At 41.6% G+C, this 21493-nt stretch carries 21 protein-coding genes; 19 read left to right on the forward strand and 2 right to left on the reverse strand.

Annotated features, from left to right (window positions below; genetic code table 11):
* Window positions 1-19 precede the first annotated feature (19 nt).
* The 7 genes from DX873_RS03860 to DX873_RS03885 all read left to right on the forward strand — a co-directional run bounded on the left by DX873_RS03860 (window position 20) and on the right by DX873_RS03885 (window position 7806).
* Window positions 20-514, forward strand: a complete 495-nt coding sequence (locus tag DX873_RS03860; RefSeq protein ID WP_116183194.1) for a GNAT family N-acetyltransferase — start codon at window positions 20-22, stop codon at window positions 512-514.
* Between the two features lies 1 nt (window position 515).
* Window positions 516-1373, forward strand: a complete 858-nt coding sequence (gene prmC / locus DX873_RS18820) for a peptide chain release factor N(5)-glutamine methyltransferase (protein ID WP_181899426.1) — start codon at window positions 516-518, stop codon at window positions 1371-1373.
* A complete protein-coding gene (locus DX873_RS18825; RefSeq protein ID WP_181899427.1) occupies window positions 1374-1955 on the forward strand; it encodes an LOG family protein in 582 nt (193 codons plus the stop codon).
* Window positions 1956-3959, forward strand: a complete 2004-nt coding sequence (gene ligA / locus DX873_RS03870; protein ID WP_116183195.1) for an NAD-dependent DNA ligase LigA — start codon at window positions 1956-1958, stop codon at window positions 3957-3959.
* Complete coding sequence (locus DX873_RS03875; protein ID WP_116183196.1) at window positions 3956-4252, forward strand: hypothetical protein; 297 nt, start codon at window positions 3956-3958, stop codon at window positions 4250-4252. The genes ligA and DX873_RS03875 overlap by 4 nt, the downstream gene beginning before the upstream one ends.
* Window positions 4253-4446: 194 nt before the next feature.
* Window positions 4447-5850: a BspA family leucine-rich repeat surface protein gene (locus DX873_RS03880; RefSeq protein WP_181899428.1), complete on the forward strand. Its 1404-nt coding sequence runs from the start codon at window positions 4447-4449 to the stop codon at window positions 5848-5850.
* 204 nt (window positions 5851-6054) lie between these two features.
* Window positions 6055-7806, forward strand: a complete 1752-nt coding sequence (locus DX873_RS03885) for a BspA family leucine-rich repeat surface protein (RefSeq protein WP_181899429.1) — start codon at window positions 6055-6057, stop codon at window positions 7804-7806.
* Between the two features lie 262 nt (window positions 7807-8068).
* Here DX873_RS03885 and DX873_RS03890 read toward each other — a convergent pair whose 3' ends face one another.
* Together DX873_RS03890 and DX873_RS03895 are read right to left on the reverse strand one after the other, a co-directional pair.
* Entirely contained in the window at window positions 8069-8980 is a 912-nt protein-coding gene (locus DX873_RS03890; RefSeq protein WP_116183199.1) for a metallophosphatase, read from the reverse strand.
* Window positions 8981-9697 carry a 5'-nucleotidase C-terminal domain-containing protein gene (locus DX873_RS03895; protein ID WP_116183803.1) on the reverse strand — a complete coding sequence of 239 codons (717 nt, stop codon included), beginning with the start codon at window positions 9695-9697 and terminating at the stop codon, window positions 8981-8983.
* 115 nt (window positions 9698-9812) lie between these two features.
* Here DX873_RS03895 and DX873_RS03900 point away from each other — a divergent pair, with 115 nt between their 5' ends.
* The 12 genes from DX873_RS03900 to DX873_RS03955 all read left to right on the forward strand — a co-directional run bounded on the left by DX873_RS03900 (window position 9813) and on the right by DX873_RS03955 (window position 21486).
* Window positions 9813-10346 (forward strand): DUF6913 domain-containing protein, encoded by a 534-nt coding sequence (locus DX873_RS03900; protein WP_116183200.1) that lies wholly within the window; start codon window positions 9813-9815, stop codon window positions 10344-10346.
* Window positions 10346-11236, forward strand: a complete 891-nt coding sequence (dapA, locus tag DX873_RS03905; protein WP_116183201.1) for a 4-hydroxy-tetrahydrodipicolinate synthase — start codon at window positions 10346-10348, stop codon at window positions 11234-11236. The genes DX873_RS03900 and dapA overlap by 1 nt, the downstream gene beginning before the upstream one ends.
* A 106-nt stretch (window positions 11237-11342) precedes the next feature.
* Complete coding sequence (locus DX873_RS03910; RefSeq protein WP_116183202.1) at window positions 11343-12179, forward strand: outer membrane protein assembly factor BamD; 837 nt, start codon at window positions 11343-11345, stop codon at window positions 12177-12179.
* A gap of 25 nt (window positions 12180-12204) precedes the next feature.
* Window positions 12205-12531, forward strand: coding sequence for a DNA-directed RNA polymerase subunit omega (locus DX873_RS03915; protein WP_116183203.1), 327 nt, complete (start codon window positions 12205-12207; stop codon window positions 12529-12531).
* Between the two features lie 2 nt (window positions 12532-12533).
* A complete protein-coding gene (gene coaBC / locus DX873_RS03920) occupies window positions 12534-13739 on the forward strand; it encodes a bifunctional phosphopantothenoylcysteine decarboxylase/phosphopantothenate--cysteine ligase CoaBC (protein WP_116183204.1) in 1206 nt (401 codons plus the stop codon).
* Entirely contained in the window at window positions 13732-14622 is an 891-nt protein-coding gene (gene porD, locus DX873_RS03925) for a type IX secretion system protein PorD (RefSeq protein ID WP_116183205.1), read from the forward strand. The genes coaBC and porD overlap by 8 nt, the downstream gene beginning before the upstream one ends.
* A gap of 46 nt (window positions 14623-14668) precedes the next feature.
* Window positions 14669-16321, forward strand: coding sequence for a DNA repair protein RecN (gene recN, locus DX873_RS03930; RefSeq protein WP_116183206.1), 1653 nt, complete (start codon window positions 14669-14671; stop codon window positions 16319-16321).
* A 91-nt stretch (window positions 16322-16412) separates the two neighbouring features.
* Window positions 16413-17225, forward strand: a complete 813-nt coding sequence (locus DX873_RS03935) for an enoyl-ACP reductase FabI (protein ID WP_116183207.1) — start codon at window positions 16413-16415, stop codon at window positions 17223-17225.
* 53 nt (window positions 17226-17278) lie between these two features.
* The gene (locus DX873_RS03940; RefSeq protein ID WP_116183804.1) at window positions 17279-18289 is read left to right on the forward strand and encodes a glycosyltransferase family 2 protein; all 1011 of its coding nucleotides are present in this window, start codon (window positions 17279-17281) and stop codon (window positions 18287-18289) included.
* Between the two features lie 86 nt (window positions 18290-18375).
* On the forward strand, window positions 18376-19245 hold the full coding sequence (locus DX873_RS03945) for a CdaR family protein (protein WP_147296600.1): 870 nt from the start codon (window positions 18376-18378) through the stop codon (window positions 19243-19245).
* The gene (gene coaE, locus DX873_RS03950; RefSeq protein WP_116183209.1) at window positions 19242-19832 is read left to right on the forward strand and encodes a dephospho-CoA kinase; all 591 of its coding nucleotides are present in this window, start codon (window positions 19242-19244) and stop codon (window positions 19830-19832) included. The genes DX873_RS03945 and coaE overlap by 4 nt, the downstream gene beginning before the upstream one ends.
* Window positions 19833-19902: 70 nt before the next feature.
* Window positions 19903-21486: a sensor histidine kinase gene (locus DX873_RS03955; RefSeq protein ID WP_116183210.1), complete on the forward strand. Its 1584-nt coding sequence runs from the start codon at window positions 19903-19905 to the stop codon at window positions 21484-21486.
* Window positions 21487-21493: the final 7 nt, after the last annotated feature.

Below are 21493 nucleotides of genomic sequence, written 5' to 3' on the forward strand. Positions count from 1 at the left end.
ATCGCAAAAATAGGATAATATGCACAATAAGGAGGAGGCCATATTTCGGGAAATCAAACCGGGGGACAATGCCCAGGTAACTAAGCTCATCCGGAAGATTCTTGTGGATTTCGGTGTTCCCAAAGTTGGCTCCGCTTATGCAGATAAGGCTTTGAACGATATGTATACTGCTTATGATGTGCCCAAGGCCATCTATTATGTTGTTGAACAGGGAGGAAAGATTATCGGTTGTGCAGGGATTGCCAAGTTGGACAATTACGAGGGAAATGTATGTGAGCTGCAAAAAATGTACTTTTTGGAAGAGGCCAGGGGACAGGGACTGGGCACAAAAATGATTTCCATCTGTTTGGAGAAAGCCAAGGAATATGGTTTTGAGGGATGCTACTTGGAGACCATGCCCTACATGAAGGCTGCCCAAAAACTGTATCAGAAAAACGGATTTGAATATATAGATGCCCCTATGGGCAATACCGGGCATGTGGCATGTCCAGTTTGGATGCTCAAAAAATTATAAGGTGCTTCTTAGCGAGATCAAAACCATATTTCACAAAGAACTCGATGGGATTTACGCTTCAGAAGAAGTGGATTCTTTTTTTTATCGAACCATAGAGCACTATTTAGGATTAGAGCGGTTTGTTCTCGTCCTCCAGCCCAATTTCACCATTACAAAGCAACAGGAACAGCCCCTATTTGAAACCTTGGCACAACTCAAATTGGAAAAGCCGATACAGTACATTCTGGGAAAGACCTATTTTATGGATTTTGAGTTGGCGGTGAATGAGGATGTGTTGATTCCCAGGCCTGAGACGGAGGAACTGGTTCAATGGGTTCTTGAGGATTTTCAGGTTGAGCACGGCCAAGATCTAAAAGTACTTGATGTTGGCACTGGAAGTGGGTGTATTGCCATCGCTTTGGCCAGTAATTTGTCCAATGCCAAAGTGCATACGCTTGACGTTTCAAAAAGTGCCTTGAAGGTGGCGCAACAAAATGCTAAGGATAACAAGGTTGAGGTTGATTTTGTGGAAGGCAACATCCTTGAACCCTCTACAATAAAATTTGAACCAAAATTTGACATTATCGTCTCCAATCCACCCTACGTCAGGGAATTGGAAAAAGAAGAAATCAATACTAACGTAAAGGACTTTGAACCAGAACTTGCCCTTTTTGTTCCCGATGAAGATCCATTGAAGTTTTATAGGGCAATTGTGGATTTTGCCAAGGGAAACCTTAAGAAAGGCGGAAAGCTTTATTTTGAAATCAATCAATATCTGTCCAAAGAAATGAATGCACTTTTGGAAGCCCATAATTTTTCTGAAATTGAACTTCGAAAAGATATCTTTGGTAATTACAGAATGGTAAAAGCAGAACTTTAAATGAGAAGTGTAGCTGTTTTTTGTGGAAGTAGCGATGGCAATGATAAAGAAATTGTCAAAAAGGCCTACCAATTGGGCAGAACCCTATCAGATTACAACATGGCGCTGATCTATGGCGGAGCCAAGGTCGGACTTATGGGAAGAGTTGCCGATGGGGCCCTGGACGAAAGTGGAGAAGTCATTGGAATAATTCCTGATTTTTTAAAGTCCAAAGAAATATTCCATGACGGCATATCTGAACTGATCGTGGTGGAGAGCATGCATGAGCGCAAGACCAAAATGCATGAGATGTCAGAGGGTATTATTGCACTTCCCGGAGGTTTCGGGACACTGGAAGAACTTTTCGAGATGATTACCTGGGGACAGCTTGGACTGCATCAAAAACCCATTGGAATATTAAATGTAAATGGTTTCTTTGATGAAATGCTACATTTCATAGACTCCATGGTTTCTAAAGGATTCTTGAAGCAGCATCATAGAGACATGCTTTTGATAGATGAATCCTGCAGCGGTCTTTTGGACAAGATGGTGGCATATCAACCTGCATTCACGCCAAAGTGGATTAAAAAAGAACAAACGTAGATGACCGATATTCAGAAAAAAATAACTTCACTCCGTGAAGAGCTCCGTGAGCACAACTATAAATATTATGTGCTGGACCAACCTACAATATCAGATTTTGAATTTGACATGAAGCTCAAGGAGCTTCAAAAATTGGAAGAGGAACACCCGGAGTTTTATGATGCCGCATCTCCAACAATAAGGGTAGGGGGAGCAGTCACCAAAAATTTTGAAACAGTGGTACATGAACACCGAATGTACTCACTGGACAATTCCTATTCCAAACAAGACCTGGAAGATTGGGAAAAAAGGATTCAACGGATATTGGGCGATGTTGACGTAGAGTTTACTTGTGAGCTTAAATATGATGGAGCCTCAATTAGCCTGACATACGAGGATGGAAAATTGGTCAGGGCAGTAACTCGAGGAGATGGTTTTCAAGGCGATGATGTTACCACTAACATCAAAACCATAAAATCTGTACCGTTGCAGCTAAAAGGAGATTATCCTCCAAAGTTTGACATTCGTGGTGAGATTATTTTAACCTTGGAAGGGTTTGCCAAAATGAACGCAGAACGTATTGAGGCAGGAGAGGACCCTTATATGAATCCGAGAAACACTGCATCCGGTAGTCTTAAACTTCAAGATAGTGCCTTGGTGGCGCAACGTCCATTGGAATGTTTGCTTTATAGTATAGTTGGGAACAACGTAGAAATCTCTACTCAGTTTGAAGTATTGGAGAAAGCACGTTCCTGGGGATTTAAAGTACCCACAGTGGCCAAGCTTTGTAAGACCACGGATGAGGTCATGAAGTTTGTTGATGAATGGGAAGTGAAACGGCATGATTTGCCCTATGAAACGGATGGGGTGGTAATAAAGGTCAATACCATTCGCTATCAAGATGAGTTGGGGTACACGGCCAAATCCCCAAGATGGGCCATGGCCTATAAATTTAAGGCCGAGCAAGTATCTACGGTTTTAAATGAAATCACCTATCAAGTGGGTCGCACCGGGGCCATAACACCTGTGGCAAATCTAGAGCCAGTACTTTTAGCCGGAACCACGGTTAAGCGCGCTTCATTGCACAATGCGGACCAGATTGAAAAATTGGATGTAAGGGAAGGCGATACTGTTTTTGTTGAAAAAGGAGGAGAGATTATTCCAAAGATCATTTCAGTGGATTTCACTAAACGGGAAGCAAACTCAGAAAGAACCCAATATATTGAGCGTTGTCCCGAATGCGGAACGGAATTGATCAGAAAAGAAGGTGAGGCCCAGCATTTTTGTCCCAATGATTCGGGATGCCCGCCTCAGATTACAGGTCGAATCCAGCATTTTATCTCTCGCAAGGCAATGGACATTGAGGGCATGGGAAGTGAGACTGTGGAACTACTCTTCAAAGAAGGATTGATTGCCAATTATGCAGATTTGTATACCCTGACCAAGGAACAAGTAATGCCCTTGGAACGAATGGCGGAAAAATCCGCTGAAAACCTAGTGAATGGAGTTACCGCATCCAAAAACATTCCTTTTGAAAGGGTGTTGTTCGCTTTGGGAATTCGATATGTTGGGGAAACAGTAGCCAAAAAGTTGGTTAAAGCATATAAAAATATTGATGCCCTGATGGCTGCTTCGGAAGAGGAACTCGTTGCCGTGGATGAAATTGGGCAACGAATTGCACAAAGTGTGGTCGTATTTTTTGCAGAAGCATCAAATGTTGAGTTGGTGGAGCGGTTAAAATCTTATGGACTTCAGTTTTCACTTTCAGAAGAGCAATTGGAAAACCAGACCGACAAATTAAAAGGCCAGACCTTTGTGGTATCCGGGGTTTTTGAATCTATCAGTAGAAATGATCTCAAAAAGCTTATTGAGGATAATGGGGGCAAAGTAGCTTCTTCGGTTTCCTCAAAAACATCATTTTTGGTAGCAGGAGAAAATATGGGACCTAGTAAAAGAACAAAGGCTGAGAATTTGGGAGTACCTATTGTTTCGGAACAAGAGTTTTTGGAAAAACTGAGCATATGATTCCCACAACCTTTGAAAAATTCCAAGAAACCCTGAAGGAACCGATTCCATCAAATCAATGGCCGGCTGCACTAAAATCTCTTTGGTGGGATGCTAAAGGAGATTGGAATGCTTCCCACGACATTGCTCAAGAAATTCACACTCCAATGGGTAGTTGGATTCATGCTTACCTACACCGAAAGGAAGGGGATGAGTGGAATGCAGGATACTGGTACAGGCAGGCAGGACAGCCTTTTCCCAAATACAGTCTGGAGGAAGAGTTCAAAATTTTGGTTGAGGAAAATCTTTCCTAAAATTATATACACGTTGTTTTTAGTGTCATCTTACCCAAAAACCAAAATCCCTTCACCTTCGCCCCTTCATCCTTTCACTTAAATCAACCCCCAACCTGTCCCCATCAACTCAAAAAGGGGATTGGTCAGATCACCCCGGCAAGTCCATTTAAATAGGGACAACTTGCAGGGTATCAATGATAAAACCCAAAAAAATGAAAGCAAAAAAATTGCTCTATATGGCCATTTTTGCCCTGGCCATAGTGTCCTGTAGTAAGAACGAAGATTCTAAACCTGAAGAGAACACTCCCCCTGTATTCAATGGCCGGTCCATAACCGTGAAGGAGGACATTGATGATACCGAGGTGATTGCTACTTTGACCGCTACTGATGTAGATGGTGATGAGCTTGCTTATAGTATCACGACCAACGATAACAATCTCTTTGAAATCGGATTGGAAAATGGGGAACTGAGCCTTGCTCAAGGAAAAAGTCTGGATTTTGAGGAAGCAGAAAGTCATACAATAACAGTAAGTGTGAGTGATGGCGTGAAAACAGTAGAAGCACAGGTGGGCATATTGGTAGAGAATGTCATTGAATCCTTGGCGGAGGATCCAGATGCGTTCATCGTCACGTTTAAGACCGATACCGATGGGGAGGATATAACCATTGGTCTGAATCAAGGTTATACGTATGACTATACTATTGATTGGGGAGATGGCACTGTTGGGAACAATGCCTCAGAGCATACCTACGACAATGCGGGCACGTACACCGTGGCCATTAAAGGGGAGTTTCCGGTAATCAACATGTACCAGAATCCCTCAGCCACCAAGTTAATGAGTATAGAACAATGGGGTGCCGTGGTCTGGAAATACTTCTTCCAAGCGTTCGGAGGCTGCAACAACATGGTCTACAATGCAACGGATGCGCCCAATTTGACCCAAGTTATTGTTATGGGATATATGTTCCACAATGCAAGCCAGTTCAATGGAGACTTGAGCAACTGGGATGTCGGTAATGTAATATACATGAAGGGAATGTTTGCAGGGGCAACTTCTTTTAATGGGGATATCACTACCTGGGACGTGACCAGTGTTGTGAATATGAGTGAAATGTTCACAAATGCAGAATCCTTTAACCAAGATCTTAGCGGATGGGTAACTACCAATGTCACGGACATGTCCAATATGTTCTCTGGAGCAACTTCTTTTAACGGGGATATCAGTGATTGGAAAGTAAACAATGTTACGAGTATGAGTGGTATGTTTGAACATGCAGAATCTTTTAACCAAGATATTGAAGGTTGGAATGTAGAAAAGGTCACCAAAATGAATGCTATGTTCAATTATGCAACAAAGTTTAGTCAAGACCTGGGAGGATGGAATCTAAGTGGTGTGACCAACATGGAAGGGATGTTTGACAATTCTGGACTTAAATATTATGACTACGGAGCTACATTGATAGGTTGGAGCAATGCACCTACAACCCCTCATAATATCACTCTGGGTGCTGAAAATCTTTTTACTTGTGGTTCTGAAGCTGATGACGCAAAGGAATTTTTAACCAATGTTAAAGGGTGGACTATTGAAGGTGATTTAGGGGGATGTCAAACGTAACCATCAATTAATGTGTAGCATAGTTTTAACTGACAACACCGGAAAATTCACCTCCGGTGTTTTTTTATTGATGCCCAGCGTCTTTTCTTTAAATCAACCCCCAACCTGTCCTCATCAATCCAAAAGCGGTATTGGTCAGATCACCCCGGCAAGTCCATTTAAATAGGGACAACTTGCAGGGTATCAATGATAAAACCCAAAAAAATGAAAGCAAAAAAATTGCTCTATATGGTCATTTTCGCCTTGGCCATAGTGTCCTGTAGCAAGGATGACGATTCCAAACCGGCCAACCAGGCCCCTACCGTTACACCGAAGACCTTTACTGTATCCGAAAATTCCAACAGCATCGGCACGGTCACGGCCAGTGATGAGGACGGCGACGACCTAGCCTATACGATAAAGACCAACGATAACGATCGCTTTGCGATCAATGCGCAGAGCGGACAGTTGACCGTGGCCCCAGGAAAGAGCTTGGATGCCGGCACCTATACCATAGTGGTACAGGTGAGCGACGGCACCGATACGGCCACTGCCACGATCACCATCAAGGTGACCGAGGTGGACCCGGTGAACCAAGCCCCTGCAATGGAGGACCAGGAATTTTCGGCCGAGGAGAATATCCCTGCCGACCACATTATCGGAACGGTACAGGCCTCTGACCCAGAAAACGATGAACTCACCTTTGCCATGGTGACCGACAGTGACCTTTTTGAGATTACGCCCAATGGAGAAATAAGTTTACAGGAAGGGGCAATCCTTGATTATGAAACTGAGGAACAGTACACAATAGAGATAAGCGTGAGCGATGGCATGGACGCTGTTGAGGCACAGGTGACCATATTTGTGGAGAATGTCATTGAATTCTTGGCGGAGGATCCAGATGCGTTCATCGTCACGTTTAAGACCGATACCGATGGGGAGGATATAACCATTGGTCTGCATCAAGGTTATACGTATGACTATACTATTGATTGGGGAGATGGCACTGTTGGGAACAATGCCTCAGAGCATACCTACGACAATGCGGGCACGTACACCGTGGCCATTAAAGGGGAGTTTCCGGTAATCAACATGTACCAGAATCCCTCAGCCACCAAGTTAATGAGCATAGAACAATGGGGAGCGATACAATGGGCGACAATGTACAAAGCATTCAGCGGTTGTTCGAATATGGTGTATAATGCCACAGATGTTCCTGATCTGTCCCAAGTAACGAATATGTCCGGCATGTTCTTTGGAGCTACGGCTTTTAACGGAGATATTGGTACTTGGGACGTAACTAAGGTTGTGGACATGTCTTTTATGTTTTATGATGCAGAATCCTTTAACCAAGATATTGGAGGTTGGGATGTTGATAAGGTAACCAATATGAGCTCCATGTTCGAATATGCTGAATCCTTTAACCAAGATCTTAATTCATGGAATGTGGGAGAAGTCACAGATATGGGATTCATGTTCAATCAAGCATCTGCATTTAATGGGGATATCAGCAACTGGAATGTGATCAATGTTAATAATATGAAGGGAATGTTCCAGGGGGCAGCCTCCTTTAATGCTGATATCAGTGGTTGGGATGTTGATAATGTAACTGATGTCAAAGGAATGTTCAATTACGCACCTTCGTTCAACAGGGATTTGAGCAATTGGAATGTGGGCAATGTAACGGACATGTCCTATATGTTCCGAGAGGCCACAGACTTTGATCAAAATCTAGGAAGTTGGGATATCAGCTCTGTGACCACTATGCAACATATGTTGGACAATACAGGGCTTTCATCTTTAAATTATGATATTACTCTAATTGGTTGGGAAAGTCAGAATATGGTTCCAAATGGTATTGAGTTTGGGGCATTAGGTCTAGTATATTGTAACCTAGAAGGAATGTCTGCAAGAACGTCTTTAATAGATGTCAAAGGATGGAACATCATAGGCGATGAACTCTGTCCAGAACTTTGATAGTTTAAAAAAACACGTTAATGGGAAAAAGAACCCATTGCAAACGTATTCTACACCGGTTGGCCATGGCTTTCCGGTGTTTTTTTATAGTAGAAACCAGGCTGAATGTCATTCCGAACTTGTTTCGGAATCCCATGGTAGGGAAATGACATATTGTCTATAGTAAAGATTTCTCGCTATGCTCGAAATGACACGTACATTGTCCATGGATAATTGATCATTGTCAATTGTCCACTGTTAATTGTCAATTGATCATTGTCACCTAAACCGTAATGCTCACTCCTTGGGCAGAGGCGTTCTTTTTGGCATCAAAATAAAAATCGATTCGTCCTAAATTAATGCCATAGGCCCCCACTTGGTTCACCAATACGGAATCCCCATTTTTATTGATACGCACATCGGGTTTGTCCAAAAAGGTATGGGTATGGCCCCCAATGATCAAGTTGGTGTGATAGGTGTTTTGCGCCAATCGGGTGTCGCACGGTCTTTCGGGGTTCTCATAATCATAACCCAGGTGGGAGAGGCACACGATAAGATCGCATTGCTCCTCTTCCTTAAGTTTGCGCTCCATATCCAGGGCAATTTCCATGGGGTCCAGATATACGGTTTCCTTGTACAAGCGTTTGGTCACCAATCCGTCCAGGGCGATTCCAAGGCCGTACACTCCAATTTTGATTCCATCAACAGAATAGATTTTGAATGGCTTTACAAAACCATCCATCACGGTATTGGAAAAATCGTAGTTGGCGGAGAGCAGTTCAAAAGTGGCATGCGGGACTTGGGCCAAGAGGCCATCCACCCCATTGTCAAAATCGTGGTTGCCGATGGTAGAGGCATCGTACTTGAGTTTGCTCATCAGTTTAAACTCCAGTTCCCCACCATAAAAATTAAAATAGGGCGTGCCCTGAAAAATGTCCCCGGCATCAAACAGCAACGTATTCGGATTCTCATTACGGATGTTTTCCACCAAACTGGCCCTACGGGCCACCCCACCCAGATTGGCATAGCGCGAGTGCGAGCTCGGAAAAGGGTCAATATGGCTGTGCACATCGTTTGTATGTAGTATTGTAATATGTTTTCCTCCAAGGTTGGAGCACGAGCTTAGTCCAAGCCCACCAAGCCCCACTAAAGTGGAAGCGGCCACTGTGTTCGTCAAAAAATCCCTTCTCCTCATCTATTGTAATTGTATAAATCTATCATCCACTTTGGCGGTCAGGGTATCCACTTTTCTAAAATGGTCAATAATGGCATTTCGTAAAAGGTAACCCGTATCCGTTGTGGAAATAATCTCGTTAAAAAAACCAATGCTGGGACCGCCCTGTACCAAATAGTCCGATGTGGCCACAAAATAGGTGCGGTTTTCATCAAAAGGCTTCCCCTGTATGTTTACCGATTCCAATCCCCCTTTTTTATCCAGAACAATTTGCATTCCAGCAATGGGGTGTACCCGGCTTGCAGAGCAAACAAAATTAATGAGCTCCCTTACCGCAGTACCGCTAAGTTCAACCACTGAGATGTAATTTTCAAAGGGCATTACTTCGTAAGCAGTTCTGGCATTGACGTTTCCTGCGGAAATAATTGAACGGATGCCTCCTCTATTAAGTACAACAAAATCCAATTCCTTACCTGTTCGTTTATTGAAAAGGGGAGTTGTTTCCCAAAGAACGATGTCGGCCATTAGGTTCCCCATAGACATATTTCGGATGCCATCATCCAATAAGAGCGATTTTGGGGCGTATGCCAAAGTGCTATCGAGAACTTGGTTGATTCTGTTCCGGTAAGGGGCAACATACGACTCAATCGAATCCACCGATTTAAGAACAGAATCTATCTGAATTTGTTGACCTTGTATTTTGGAGAGTTCTCCCTTCTCTTGTTTGCAGGAAAGCAAAAAACAAAAAGTTATAAAAATAACAATTTGTTTAATTTTTAAATCATTCACTCGGTTATCTTTGTATAAGTAATCTTGGTAGAATAATTACCTTTGTAAAAATGCACAAAAAAATATGTTTTTCAAGGGGCTCCAAGATAAATTTAAAGTTAAATCGGGTCAAAAATTTTTACAGGAGGAAATGCAAAAACCTCCTACAGAAGTGACCAGGGAGAAAGGAGTCAGTAGTATTGGTTGTATAGTTGATGTAGACAGTTTTCAGAATGCAGAGGTGTTTTATGACCTAATTGATGAGTATTCCTTAAGGCCCAATGCCATAAAAATCATTGGCTATAAAAGGGAGTATGATAAAAACTCTCCATATGCCATTCAGATTTATTCCGATAAGGACCTTGGATGGAAAGGGGAGATAGAGAATGGTTATGTGTTGGAGTTTTTGGGTAGGGAATACGATATGTTGATCAATTATTATGACCAGGACAATTTAATGATGAAGTTGCTGTCCGTTAAGACGCAAGCAAGAATAAAAGTTGGTTTGGGTGCATTGGACCCAAAAATCAACGATTTGATTCTGAACACTCCGTTAAACGATTTTGCTTTGTTCAAAAGTGAACTTAAGAAGTATTTAAAAGTGTTAAACGAGCTGTAATGAAGAATTTAATGGGTACTGGAGTAGCCCTTGTTACTCCCTTTGGACAAGATAATTCTGTTGATGTAGGCGCACTGGAGCGAGTTGCGGAATACTGCATTAGTGGGGGAGTGGATTATTTGGTAGTTCTGGGAACTACAGCCGAATCGGTTACGCTTACCAAAACAGAGAAGCAGCAGGTCATGGAGACGGTAATCGCTACCAACAAAGGGAGATTGCCTTTAGTCCTTGGTGTTGGAGGAAATAACACTGCCGCCATAATCGAAGAACTCAAATCGTTGGACCTGTCCGAGTTCGAAGCTATATTGTCCGTTTCACCTTACTACAATAAACCCACCCAAGAGGGCATCTATCAACATTTTATGACAATTGCTGAGGTGGCGCCGAAACCCATTATTTTGTACAACGTACCATCGCGGACCGGGAGCAATGTGCTTCCAGAGACCACTTTAAGGTTGGCAAATGATTCTAAAAACATTGTTGCGATCAAAGAAGCTTCGGGAGATATCAATCAAATTGCCGAAATCATCAATTCTGCACCAGGGGATTTTCTGATAATTTCAGGAGACGATTTCACAGCGCTGCCCACAGTAATGGCTGGTGGTGCTGGAGTAATATCAGTTTTGGGACAAGGACTTCCTGAAGCATTTTCCAAAATGATTTCTCTAGGCCTTAAGAATGAGGAAGATCAAGCACAGAAGATACATGATGAATTATTGCCATTGATGCAACTCATTTTTGAGGAGGGCAATCCAGCTGGAATCAAAAGTATTTTTGAGAACATCGGCCTTGCCAGCGCCAAAGTAAGACTACCTTTGGTAGAAGCTTCCCCAAAATTGAAGAACAAGATTGGAACCTTTCTGGAATCTTTGGAAAAAGCCCACGCCTAAATACGTTAAATCTAGGCCAAAAGCTTGGATTGGGGTCAATAATACCATTACTTTTGGGGGGATAAATCTATTTTTTAAATCCGTTCATTATCACTAATTTTGCAAAATGTTTTTGAAAATGAGGCAGATTCTCCTGTTATCCTTCTCGGTTGTTATTCTTTCATCCTGTAGTGAGTATCAAAAAGTACTCAAGAATGAAGATGTCAAAGCTAAATACGATTTGGCCGAAAAATACTATGATGAAGGTGATTACAAAAGAGCAAAGCGATTGTTTGAGCAGATCGCTCCAAAATATGTTGGTCGACCTCAAGGAGAACGGGTCATGTTTTTCTTTGCCAATAGTTATTTCCAAACTGGAGACTATTACCTTTCAGGATATCAATTTGAACGTTTCATGAAATCTTATCCCAAAAGTGATAAGATTCAGGAGGCAAGCTTCCTAGGTGCAAAGAGTTATTATGAGCTTTCACCTGCATATTCTCTAGATCAAACAGATACGGACAAGGCATTGGCAAAACTGCAGACCTTCATCAATACGTATCCAGAATCAGAATATTTTGAAGAAGCCAATTCCATGGCAAGGGAATTGACCACGAAAAAAGAAAAGAAGCAAATAGAGATTGCCAAGCAGTTCAACAAGTTGGGTGAGTTCAACTATCCGATTTTGATTTCTGCCATTAAGGCCCTCGACAATTTCATTTCGGACAATCCTGGTTCTGTTTATAGGGAAGAAGCTCTATATTACCGCATTGAGGCAGCTACCAACTTGGCGCTGAACAGTACGGAGAAAAGAAGAAAGGAACGTCTGGAGGAAGCATTGAGCTCGTACAATAATTTGTACCGTTATTTTCCCGATACAAAGTTTAAGAAGAAAGCGGATAACCTATCCGAAAAAATTCAAAAGGAATTGAGTGACTACAACACCACCTCAGATTCCAAATAAAAGTTTTAAAGTAGACAATAAGCATATGCAAGATTTGAAAAACACCAAAGCGCCAGTTTCTACAGTTACCCACAACAGAAACGAGTTTGATGAAAAAACAGATAACATCTATGAGGCGATTTCAATTGCTTCAAAGCGCGCCATACAGATCAATTCCGAAATAAAGAAGGAGTTGTTGGAGAAGTTGGAAGAATTTGCAACTTATAGCGATAGCTTGGAGGAAGTTTTTGAGAACAAGGAGCAGATTGAAGTATCCAAGTTTTATGAAAAATTGCCCAAGCCACATGCTTTGGCAGTATTGGAGTGGCTAGAGGACAAAATCTACTATAGGAATACCGAGAAAGACGCCTAAATATGTTGAGCGGTAAAAATATTCTTTTGGGCATTACCGGGGGAATTGCCGCTTACAAGACCACTTTTTTGGTCAGGCTTTTGATAAAAGCTGGTGCGGAGGTCAAAGTTGTTATGACCCAAAGTGCCAGCTCTTTTGTTTCTCCACTTACACTTTCCGCGCTGTCCAAGAATCCAGCTTTGTTGGATTTTATCAATGAAGAAGATGGGAGTCTGTCGTGGAACAATCACGTAGAACTTGGGTTATGGGCAGACATCATGATTATTGCTCCCGCTACCGCCAATACACTTTCCAAAATGGGAAATGGTATTTGCGACAACCTGTTGATGGCGGTATACCTTTCTGCCAAATGTCCGGTTTACTTTGCTCCAGCCATGGATTTGGATATGTACCAACATCCTACCACCAAGAGTTCCATTGCAAAACTGGAGTCCTTTGGCAACATTATGATTCCCCCAGAATCAGGTGAGTTGGCAAGTGGCCTTCATGGAGAAGGACGTATGGCAGAACCAGAGACCATTGTAAACATTATCAAAGAAGACCTGTCGGACCAACTTCCCTTAAAAGGGAAAAAGGTTCTTATTACCGCTGGACCTACCCATGAAGCAATTGACCCCGTTCGTTTTCTTGGAAACCGTTCTTCCGGAACCATGGGTTTTGAACTTGCGGAAAAGGCCGCTGACCTGGGAGCCCAAGTGATTCTCATAGCTGGTCCAACCAACTTGACAACGGAACATGGAAATATAGAGCTGAAAAGAATTGTCTCAGCGCAAGAAATGTATGAAGCTTGCCACGAGAATTATTCGGATGTGGATGTGGCCATAAGTGCAGCTGCGGTGGCCGATTACCGACCTAAACACGCATCCTCAGAAAAAATCAAGAAAAAAGAAGGTGACCTGAATCTTGAACTAGAGCGAAACCCTGACATATTAAAATCCTTGGGCGAAAAAAAGACAAAACAATTTCTAGTTGGATTTGCCCTGGAGACCCAAAATGAAATTGAAAATGCCACTGGGAAGCTCAAACGCAAAAATTTGGATGCCATAGTTCTAAATTCCTTAAAGGATGAAGGTGCGGGATTTGGCAAGGGGACCAATAAAATCACTTTCATTGATAAGAATTTGGACATAAAAACGTTTGCATTGAAGACGAAGTCCGAAGTGGCTTCGGATATTTGGGAAGAAATTATCTCCAGGATTCATGCGTAAACTCATATTGCTCCTTTTTTTATGTGCTCTGCCCATCACTATTTTGGCACAAGAGCTTAATTGCCTGGTCACTGTCAATTCCGATCAGGTAAGCCAGACCAACCAGCAGATATTTAAAACTTTGGAGCGGTCTCTGAACGATTTTGTCAATAAAAACAAATGGACAAACAGGGTGTACCGAGAAAATGAACGTGTTAATGCCAGGATGTTCATTACCGTAACCCAGTATGAATCGGATAGATTCGAGGCTAATATCCAAATTCAATCTTCCAGACCGGTTTTCAATACTTCCTACGAAAGTCCGGTGTTCAATTATAAGGACAATGCGTTCAACTTCCAATATCAAGAATTTCAACCTTTGGTATACAACGAAAATGTTTTTGATTCCAACTTGGTCGGCGTTATTTCGTACTACGTTTATATTATTCTAGGGTTGGATGCAGATACATTTTCGCTTGAAGGGGGAGATGACCTGTTCAGAAAGGCACAAAATATTGTTACGCAGGCTCAAAGTTCCAATTTTACCGGTTGGAGTCAGCAGACCGGAGAGCGTACCAGATTTGAACTTGTAGATAATCTGCTCAGTAACTCTTTTAGGGAATATCGGATAGCCATGTACAATTACCATAGGAAAGGATTGGATGTACTTGGTGATAACAACAGTACCGGAAAGCAGATAATAGCCGGAAGCATGAGACTGTTTGAGACCTTGATCAACCGTAGGCCCAATGCATTTTTAATTCAGACTTTTTTTGATGCCAAGGCCGAGGAAATCCAAAACATTTTCTCTGACGGACCTAAAATTGACATTGTTAGGCTCAAGGAAACCCTGAACAAAGTGGCCCCATTTTATTCCAATACCTGGAACGAGATAAATTACTAGCCAAATTCTCCAAAGAGATTTATCTTTACGGAGAAAATCTTCGGCATTGCTAACAAATCTTTCCATTAAGAACTACGCATTGATTGATGACGTGAACGTACGCTTCTCGGATGGTTTTACGACCATTACTGGGGAGACCGGTGCCGGAAAATCAATTTTGCTAGGAGGACTTTCCATGGTCCTCGGAAAGCGTGCAGACCTTACCTCTTTAAAAGACAAGACTCAAAAATGCATTATTGAGTCTGAATTTGAGATTTCAAAATACGATCTAAGCAAATTTTTTGAAGAAAACGACCTTGACTATGAGTCGGCTACCATTCTTCGTAGAGAAATCCTTCCCAGTGGAAAATCAAGGGCATTTGTCAATGATACCCCAGTGACGTTGGATGTGCTTAAAAAACTGGGAGATCAATTGGTGGATGTGCATTCCCAACATCAGACCCTTCAGCTCACGGAAAACGATTTTCAGCTAAAGGTTGTGGATGCCTTGGCGGACAATGCCAAAAACTTGACGAGCTACAAGTCCTTGTTAAATGAGAACAAAATAGCTCAAACAGAATTGCAGGAACTTTTGGATTTTCAAGCTAATGCCGATCGCGAACACGATTACAATACCTTTTTGCTCCAAGAGCTGGAAGCAACTCCTTTAAAAGAAGGTGTGCAAGAAGAATTGGAAACCGAATACGAGCAACTGAACAATGTAGAGGAGATAATGGGGCAGTTGGGCACAGGCTACCAATTGTTGAATGAAGACCAATTGGGTATTTTGGCACGACTGGCCGACCTGAGACGTAATTTGCAGAGTTTAACCGACTTTGGACCTTCTTATGAAGCGTTGAACAATAGAATAGAATCTGTTTTCATTGAAATTGATGACATAGCCTCCGAGCTTGAACGCTTAAAGGATGGAGTGGAGGCTGACCCAAGGAGGCTGGAGACCATAAACGGGCAACTACAGCAGCTATATGACTTGCAAAAGAAGCACCATGTCGCCACGGTTGAGGAACTTATCAAGATAAAGGACGATCTATCCAAAAAAGTTGAGACCGTAGCCAATATTGAAGCCAAAATTGAGCAAAAGAACGAGGAGGTTTCACTACTTGTGGAAAAACTTGAGAAATGGGCAGGAAAAATTCGGAGTGCAAGAAATGCGGTCATTCCCAAACTAAAGAGTATGCTGCAGGAGAATTTGTATGCATTGGGGATGCCTTCGGCAAGTTTTAAAATCGAGGTTAATCCCTCGGAAACTTTTAAATCCAATGGAAAGGATGACCTGATTTTTTTATTCTCTGCGAACAAGGGGTCGGATTTTGGAGAGCTTAAGAAAGTAGCTTCTGGAGGTGAACTGTCCAGAATAATGCTGACCATCAAGTCAATTTTAGCTTCTTACGAACAACTGCCCACCATGATGTTTGACGAGATTGATACAGGGGTTTCGGGTGAGATTTCCAATCGAATGGGCGAGATTATGCAGCAAATGAGCAACACCATGCAGGTATTTTCCATTACCCATTTGCCTCAAGTGGCCTCAAAAGGTCAGCATCAATTTAAGGTTTACAAGGAAGAGAGTGAACTTGGGACCAGCACTCTGATGAGAAAATTAAATGAAAATGAGCGGGTACAGGAATTGGCAGAAATGTTGGGAGGGAAGACCTTGTCTGAATCGGCAATGGCCCATGCACGTCAATTACTTCAATAGTTAGTAGGTAAAAATCATAGAGTCCACAAATACTAAAAACTTTAAATAGAATAAATATCTTTGTCGCACAATCAACAATAGAATAAAAACTATGGCATATAATCTTTTAAAAGGAAAGAAAGGAATCATTTTTGGAGCTCTGGATGAGAATTCCATCGCATGGAAAACAGCTGAACGTGTACATGAAGAAGGAGGCACGTTTGTGTTGACGAATGCACCTATTGCTATGAGAATGGGTCAAATAAAAGATTTGGCAGCCAAGACCAATTCAGAGATAATTCCTGCCGATGCTACCAAAGAAGAGGATTTAGAGAATTTGGTTAATCAGGCCATGGAAATATTGGGCGGAAAACTGGATTTTGTCCTTCATTCCATAGGAATGTCCGTCAATGTAAGAAAGGGTAGGGCCTACACGGATGAGAATTATGATTTCACTGCAAAAGGATGGGACGTTTCCGCACTCTCTTTTCATAAGGTAATGCAAACACTATACAAGGCAGAGGCTATGAATGAATGGGGAAGCATTGTAGCGCTTACTTATATGGCGGCCCAACGTACTTTCCCAGATTACAATGACATGGCAGATAACAAGGCTTATTTGGAATCTGTGGCCAGAAGTTTTGGATATTTCTTTGGCAAGGAAAGAAAAGTAAGGGTAAATACTATTTCTCAATCCCCAACTCCAACCACAGCAGGTCAGGGTGTTAAAGGATTTGATGGGTTTATCAATTATGCCGAAAAGATGTCTCCTTTGGGCAATGCAACTGCGGACGACTGTGCCGATTACACGGTGAGCTTGTTCTCGGACTTGACCAAAAAAGTAACCATGCAGAACCTTTTCCATGACGGTGGGTTCTCTAACACGGGGGTCAGTCAAGAAGTCATTGATGAATTTGCTCCCTAATTTTAAGAAATGTATAAACGAGCCATCCTTATTGGATGGCTTTTCTATTTAAAATGAACACATCTCTTTCTATAATAGTACCTGTTTACAATAGACCTGATGAAATTCGGGAGCTCTTGGAAAGCCTGAAAGTTCAGGATTTTAACTCAGCTTTTGAGGTGGTTATTATTGAGGACGGCTCTACTGAAAGCTCGGAAGAAATTGTGGAGAAGTTCCGGGATGGCTTACAGATTTCTTATTATTTCAAAGAGAATTCGGGCCCAGGAGATTCCCGAAACTATGGAATGCAAAAGGCCAAGGGAAACTATTTCATTATCCTTGACTCAGATTGTATTTTGCCAAAACAATATCTCACCGAAGTCAATAAAGAACTCCAAAAAGAGTTTGTTCATTGTTTTGGTGGGCCTGATGCCGCGGACAAATCCTTTACCACGGTTCAGAAAGCCATAAACTATGTAATGACTTCTTTTTTCACCACCGGGGGCATACGTGGGGGTGAAAAATCTATTGGAAAGTTTCAGCCTAGAAGTTTTAATATGGGGATTTCAAAAGAAGCCTTTGAAAAGGCTGGGGGATTTGGTAGAATTCATCCGGGAGAGGATCCTGATTTGACATTCCGTATTTGGAAGGCTGGATTTGATTCAAGACTTTTTCCAAAGGCATTTGTCTATCACAAACGTAGAATAGATTGGAACAAATTTTATATCCAGGTAAACAAATTTGGAAGTGTTAGACCAATACTGAATAAATGGCATCCTGGAACTGCTAAAGTCACTTATTGGTTTCCATCCTTTTTTACGCTGGGGCTTTTGGCATCAATAGTAATAGCCTTTTTTGGTATCCTACTGCCGTTGGCCATCTATCTCATCTATTTTGTGATACTGTTTATGGATGCCTTTATCAAAAACAAAAGCTTTGTAGTGGCGTTTTTGTCAATTTTTGCGGCACTTACCCAGTTTACCGGATATGGAATGGGCTTTCTAAAGTCCACAATCTTGCTTAATTTTAGTAACAAGGATGCAGAAAGCCTGTTTCCTAAACTGTTTTTCAAGCGAAGGCAATAGTGTTCAAAAAGTTATTACAAGACCTCAATAAACGAAAAGTAAAAGTGTTTTTACTTTTTCTGGCATGCTCTTTATTTGCCTGGTTTTTGAGTAACCTATCTGAATCATACGAGTCTCGAACTAAATTTACCGTAAACTATAGAAACGTTCCGGATACGTTGCTGTTGGGAAAAAATATCATTGATGAATTTGAGGCTAAGTTAAGAACAAGTGGATTCCAGTTTCTGTATTACAATTTTGTGAAAAAGAGGGTCAATATTGATGTATCCAAGGCAACTCTACAAAATGGGAGATATGTATTGACAGAAGATGTCCTGAAAAAACAAATAGATCAACAACTTTCCCAGAATATATCGCTGTTGGATTTGGATAGGAATCAATTAGTGGTGGATTTATATCAGGTAGCATCAAGGGAGATTCCAGTTAGTGCAAACCTGAACGTTCAATACGAACCAAACTACATCATGGAGGGTGAACTCGTAATTTCACCAACACACATTACGGTGAAGGGGCCGGGTTCCGAGATTGATACACTTAAGCAAATAACGACTTCGGCGATTTCCTTGGAGAATGTTTCCGATGATTTTTCCGAAGAGATATCCCTTGCCTTTCCAAAGGGGTTGGACAACACAATATTTTCTGTAAATAGGGTCACAGTTTCGGGAAAGGTGGTCAAATTTTCGGAAAAGGTTTTTGAAGTACCTGTCAAAGTAGTGAACTTCCCTGAAGGCTACCAAGTCAAGACTTTTCCAAATTTGGTTTCCGTGCTTTGTAAAGCAACCATTGAGCAACTGAAAGGATTGTCCAGCACTGATTTTGAAGTTGTGGCTGACTACCGCATGGTCCGAGAACCGGAAAACAACATGTTGTTCCTGCAAGTGGTTCAAGAACCTGAAGGGGTTTATGACGTAAAACTATTGGAGAACAGGGTAAACTTTGTTTTGGAACAACTATGAAGATAGTAGGGCTGACAGGTGGTATTGGCAGTGGCAAGAGTACTGTGGCCAAGATGTTCAGAGAATTGGGGGTGCCAGTTTATGACTCTGATCTGGAAGCCAAGCAATTAATGTCCGAATCTTTGGAAATAAAAGAGGCCATTGTCAATTTATTGGGTGATGAGGCTTATCTGGAGGATGTTCTTAATAGAGCATATATTGCTGAAAAGGTTTTCAATGATAAGGAGAAATTACAATCGCTCAATGCTATTGTGCATCCTGCGGTAAAAACACATTTTTTGAAGTGGGCAGAAAGTCAGACTTCCCCATATGTAGTTCAGGAAACTGCTTTGATCTTTGAAAATAGGGCTCAGGAGCAGTACGACTATACTATTTTGATTACCGCACCTCTAGAACTAAGGATACAACGGACGGTGGAAAGGGACAATGCAACCATCCAACAAGTGCTAGATCGAATGAAAAACCAAATGGATGACAATAAAAAGGCCGACCTGGCCAACTTTTGTATTGTCAACATAGAAATGGAAGAGACCAAAAAAAGGGTCAGTGAACTTCACGCAAGGCTTATGGTGCTTGCCAACCAATGATTTTAACATTTTTGTTAAGGTTAGGTTAAACGATAAAAGGGCTAAATGTTAAATTTCTAATTTTACCCCAATGAACAAGAAGTTATTTGTTCTTCTGGTCATTCTTATGAGCTTATCCCTGACCGGGATAATTTTCGTGCAGGTTTATTGGATAAGAACATCTATAGACGACAAAGAAGAACAATTCTCAAGAACGGTTACGGATATACTGGACAAGGTTGCCAGTAGGGTGGAGAAAAGGGAGATGAAGGATTATTCAGACCGTTTGGCTTCACTGGTTGATAGTATTGGACAACCAAAAACTACACAGTTTAGAAATTTCTTGTTTGTCGACAGGGATTTGAACTCGGACGAGATTCTCTTTTACTCCCACGGGATTCTAGAAGAAGATTACAATATTACATCAACGTTCTTTGATAACATAGAAAACGAGGACGATACCACCACGTTTAAAAACTATACCAGTAAACGTACAAAAGCCGTTTTTAAGGAAGAGTATGGCCTAGATGGCAAAAGGTATAGTCTGACCCCTATCCAAAGGGCAGAGAAAATAGGTGGATTGTCCAGTATTGACAAAGCTGCTTGGGAAGATGTCTTTATGGAGTATGCCAAAAGCAGACCCATTCACAAAAGGTTGAGCAAACAGGAGCTGGAATTACTTCTAAGTCAGGAGCTAAAAAACCGCGGAATTGATATTGATTACGAGTACGGGGTCTATAGCCAGGGATATCCAACAAAAGTAAAATCTAAACGGTTTAAGTTTTCTGAAGAGAAAATGTACAAAGCGCCCATATTTAAGGATAGCGAAGGGAACACCAATTTTTCATTGCTGCTTACATTTCCAACAATGAAGAAGTTCCTTTTTAGGTCTATTATGGGGATGGCGTTTTTATCGTTGATTTTCACCTTGGTAATCATGATAGCTTATTCAAGTGCTATTTATCAGCTTATCAAACAAAAGCAGATATCCGAGATAAAGTCAGATTTCATCAACAATATGACGCATGAGTTTAAAACTCCTATCGCAACCATTAATCTAGCTGTGGAAGCCATTCAAAACCCGCAGATTATAGAAAGCAAGGACAAGGTACTGCGCTATTTGGGAATGATACGGGATGAAAACAAGCGGATGCATGCACAAGTAGAGAACGTGTTACGGATATCTAAACTTGAAAAAAATCAATTGGATATCAGCAAAGATCGGGTTGATGTTCATGAATTGATCGGGGATGCTCTTGCCCATATTGAGTTGATTGTGGCGGACCGCGGAGGATATGTCAATTCGCATTTAGATGCGGAAAGATCGGAAGTTCTGGCCAACGAAATGCACATGACCAATGTGTTGGTCAATATTTTGGACAATGCGGTTAAATATTCACCGGAATCTCCCAAGATAGATGTGCACACGGAGGTGGTCAAAAACAGCATCGTCGTTAAAATAGAGGATCAAGGAGCCGGAATGAGCAAAGCGGTCCTTAAAAAAGTGTTTGAGAAATTTTACCGGGAACATACCGGAGATATACATAATGTAAAAGGCCATGGATTGGGATTGGCCTACGTAAAAAGAATTATAGAAGATCATCAAGGAGAGGTTTATGCAGAGAGCGAAAAAGGCAAAGGCAGTACTTTCTTTATAAAACTCCCTTTAATTTAGTACGAAC

It is taken from the genome of Flagellimonas nanhaiensis, from assembly GCF_003382275.1.
GTDB classification, from domain to species: Bacteria; Bacteroidota; Bacteroidia; order Flavobacteriales; family Flavobacteriaceae; genus Flagellimonas; species Flagellimonas nanhaiensis.

Bases quoted from the DNA above. Each gene is read 5' to 3' on its own strand.
- DX873_RS03915 (WP_116183203.1), top strand. From the start codon at position 12,205: ATGCAAGATTTGAAAAACACCAAAGCGCCAGTTTCTACAGTTACCCAC.
- DX873_RS03890 (WP_116183199.1), bottom strand. From the start codon at position 8,980: ATGAGGAGAAGGGATTTTTTGACGAACACAGTGGCCGCTTCCACTTTA.
- coaE (WP_116183209.1), top strand. From the start codon at position 19,242: ATGAAGATAGTAGGGCTGACAGGTGGTATTGGCAGTGGCAAGAGTACT.
- porD (WP_116183205.1), top strand. From the start codon at position 13,732: ATGCGTAAACTCATATTGCTCCTTTTTTTATGTGCTCTGCCCATCACT.
- DX873_RS03910 (WP_116183202.1), top strand. From the start codon at position 11,343: ATGTTTTTGAAAATGAGGCAGATTCTCCTGTTATCCTTCTCGGTTGTT.
- DX873_RS03885 (WP_181899429.1), top strand. From the start codon at position 6,055: ATGAAAGCAAAAAAATTGCTCTATATGGTCATTTTCGCCTTGGCCATA.
- DX873_RS03875 (WP_116183196.1), top strand. From the start codon at position 3,956: ATGATTCCCACAACCTTTGAAAAATTCCAAGAAACCCTGAAGGAACCG.
- coaBC (WP_116183204.1), top strand. From the start codon at position 12,534: ATGTTGAGCGGTAAAAATATTCTTTTGGGCATTACCGGGGGAATTGCC.
- DX873_RS03880 (WP_181899428.1), top strand. From the start codon at position 4,447: ATGAAAGCAAAAAAATTGCTCTATATGGCCATTTTTGCCCTGGCCATA.
- DX873_RS03935 (WP_116183207.1), top strand. From the start codon at position 16,413: ATGGCATATAATCTTTTAAAAGGAAAGAAAGGAATCATTTTTGGAGCT.
- dapA (WP_116183201.1), top strand. From the start codon at position 10,346: ATGAAGAATTTAATGGGTACTGGAGTAGCCCTTGTTACTCCCTTTGGA.
- DX873_RS03940 (WP_116183804.1), top strand. From the start codon at position 17,279: ATGAACACATCTCTTTCTATAATAGTACCTGTTTACAATAGACCTGAT.
- ligA (WP_116183195.1), top strand. From the start codon at position 1,956: ATGACCGATATTCAGAAAAAAATAACTTCACTCCGTGAAGAGCTCCGT.
- DX873_RS18825 (WP_181899427.1), top strand. From the start codon at position 1,374: ATGAGAAGTGTAGCTGTTTTTTGTGGAAGTAGCGATGGCAATGATAAA.
- DX873_RS03955 (WP_116183210.1), top strand. From the start codon at position 19,903: ATGAACAAGAAGTTATTTGTTCTTCTGGTCATTCTTATGAGCTTATCC.
- DX873_RS03900 (WP_116183200.1), top strand. From the start codon at position 9,813: ATGTTTTTCAAGGGGCTCCAAGATAAATTTAAAGTTAAATCGGGTCAA.
- DX873_RS03860 (WP_116183194.1), top strand. From the start codon at position 20: ATGCACAATAAGGAGGAGGCCATATTTCGGGAAATCAAACCGGGGGAC.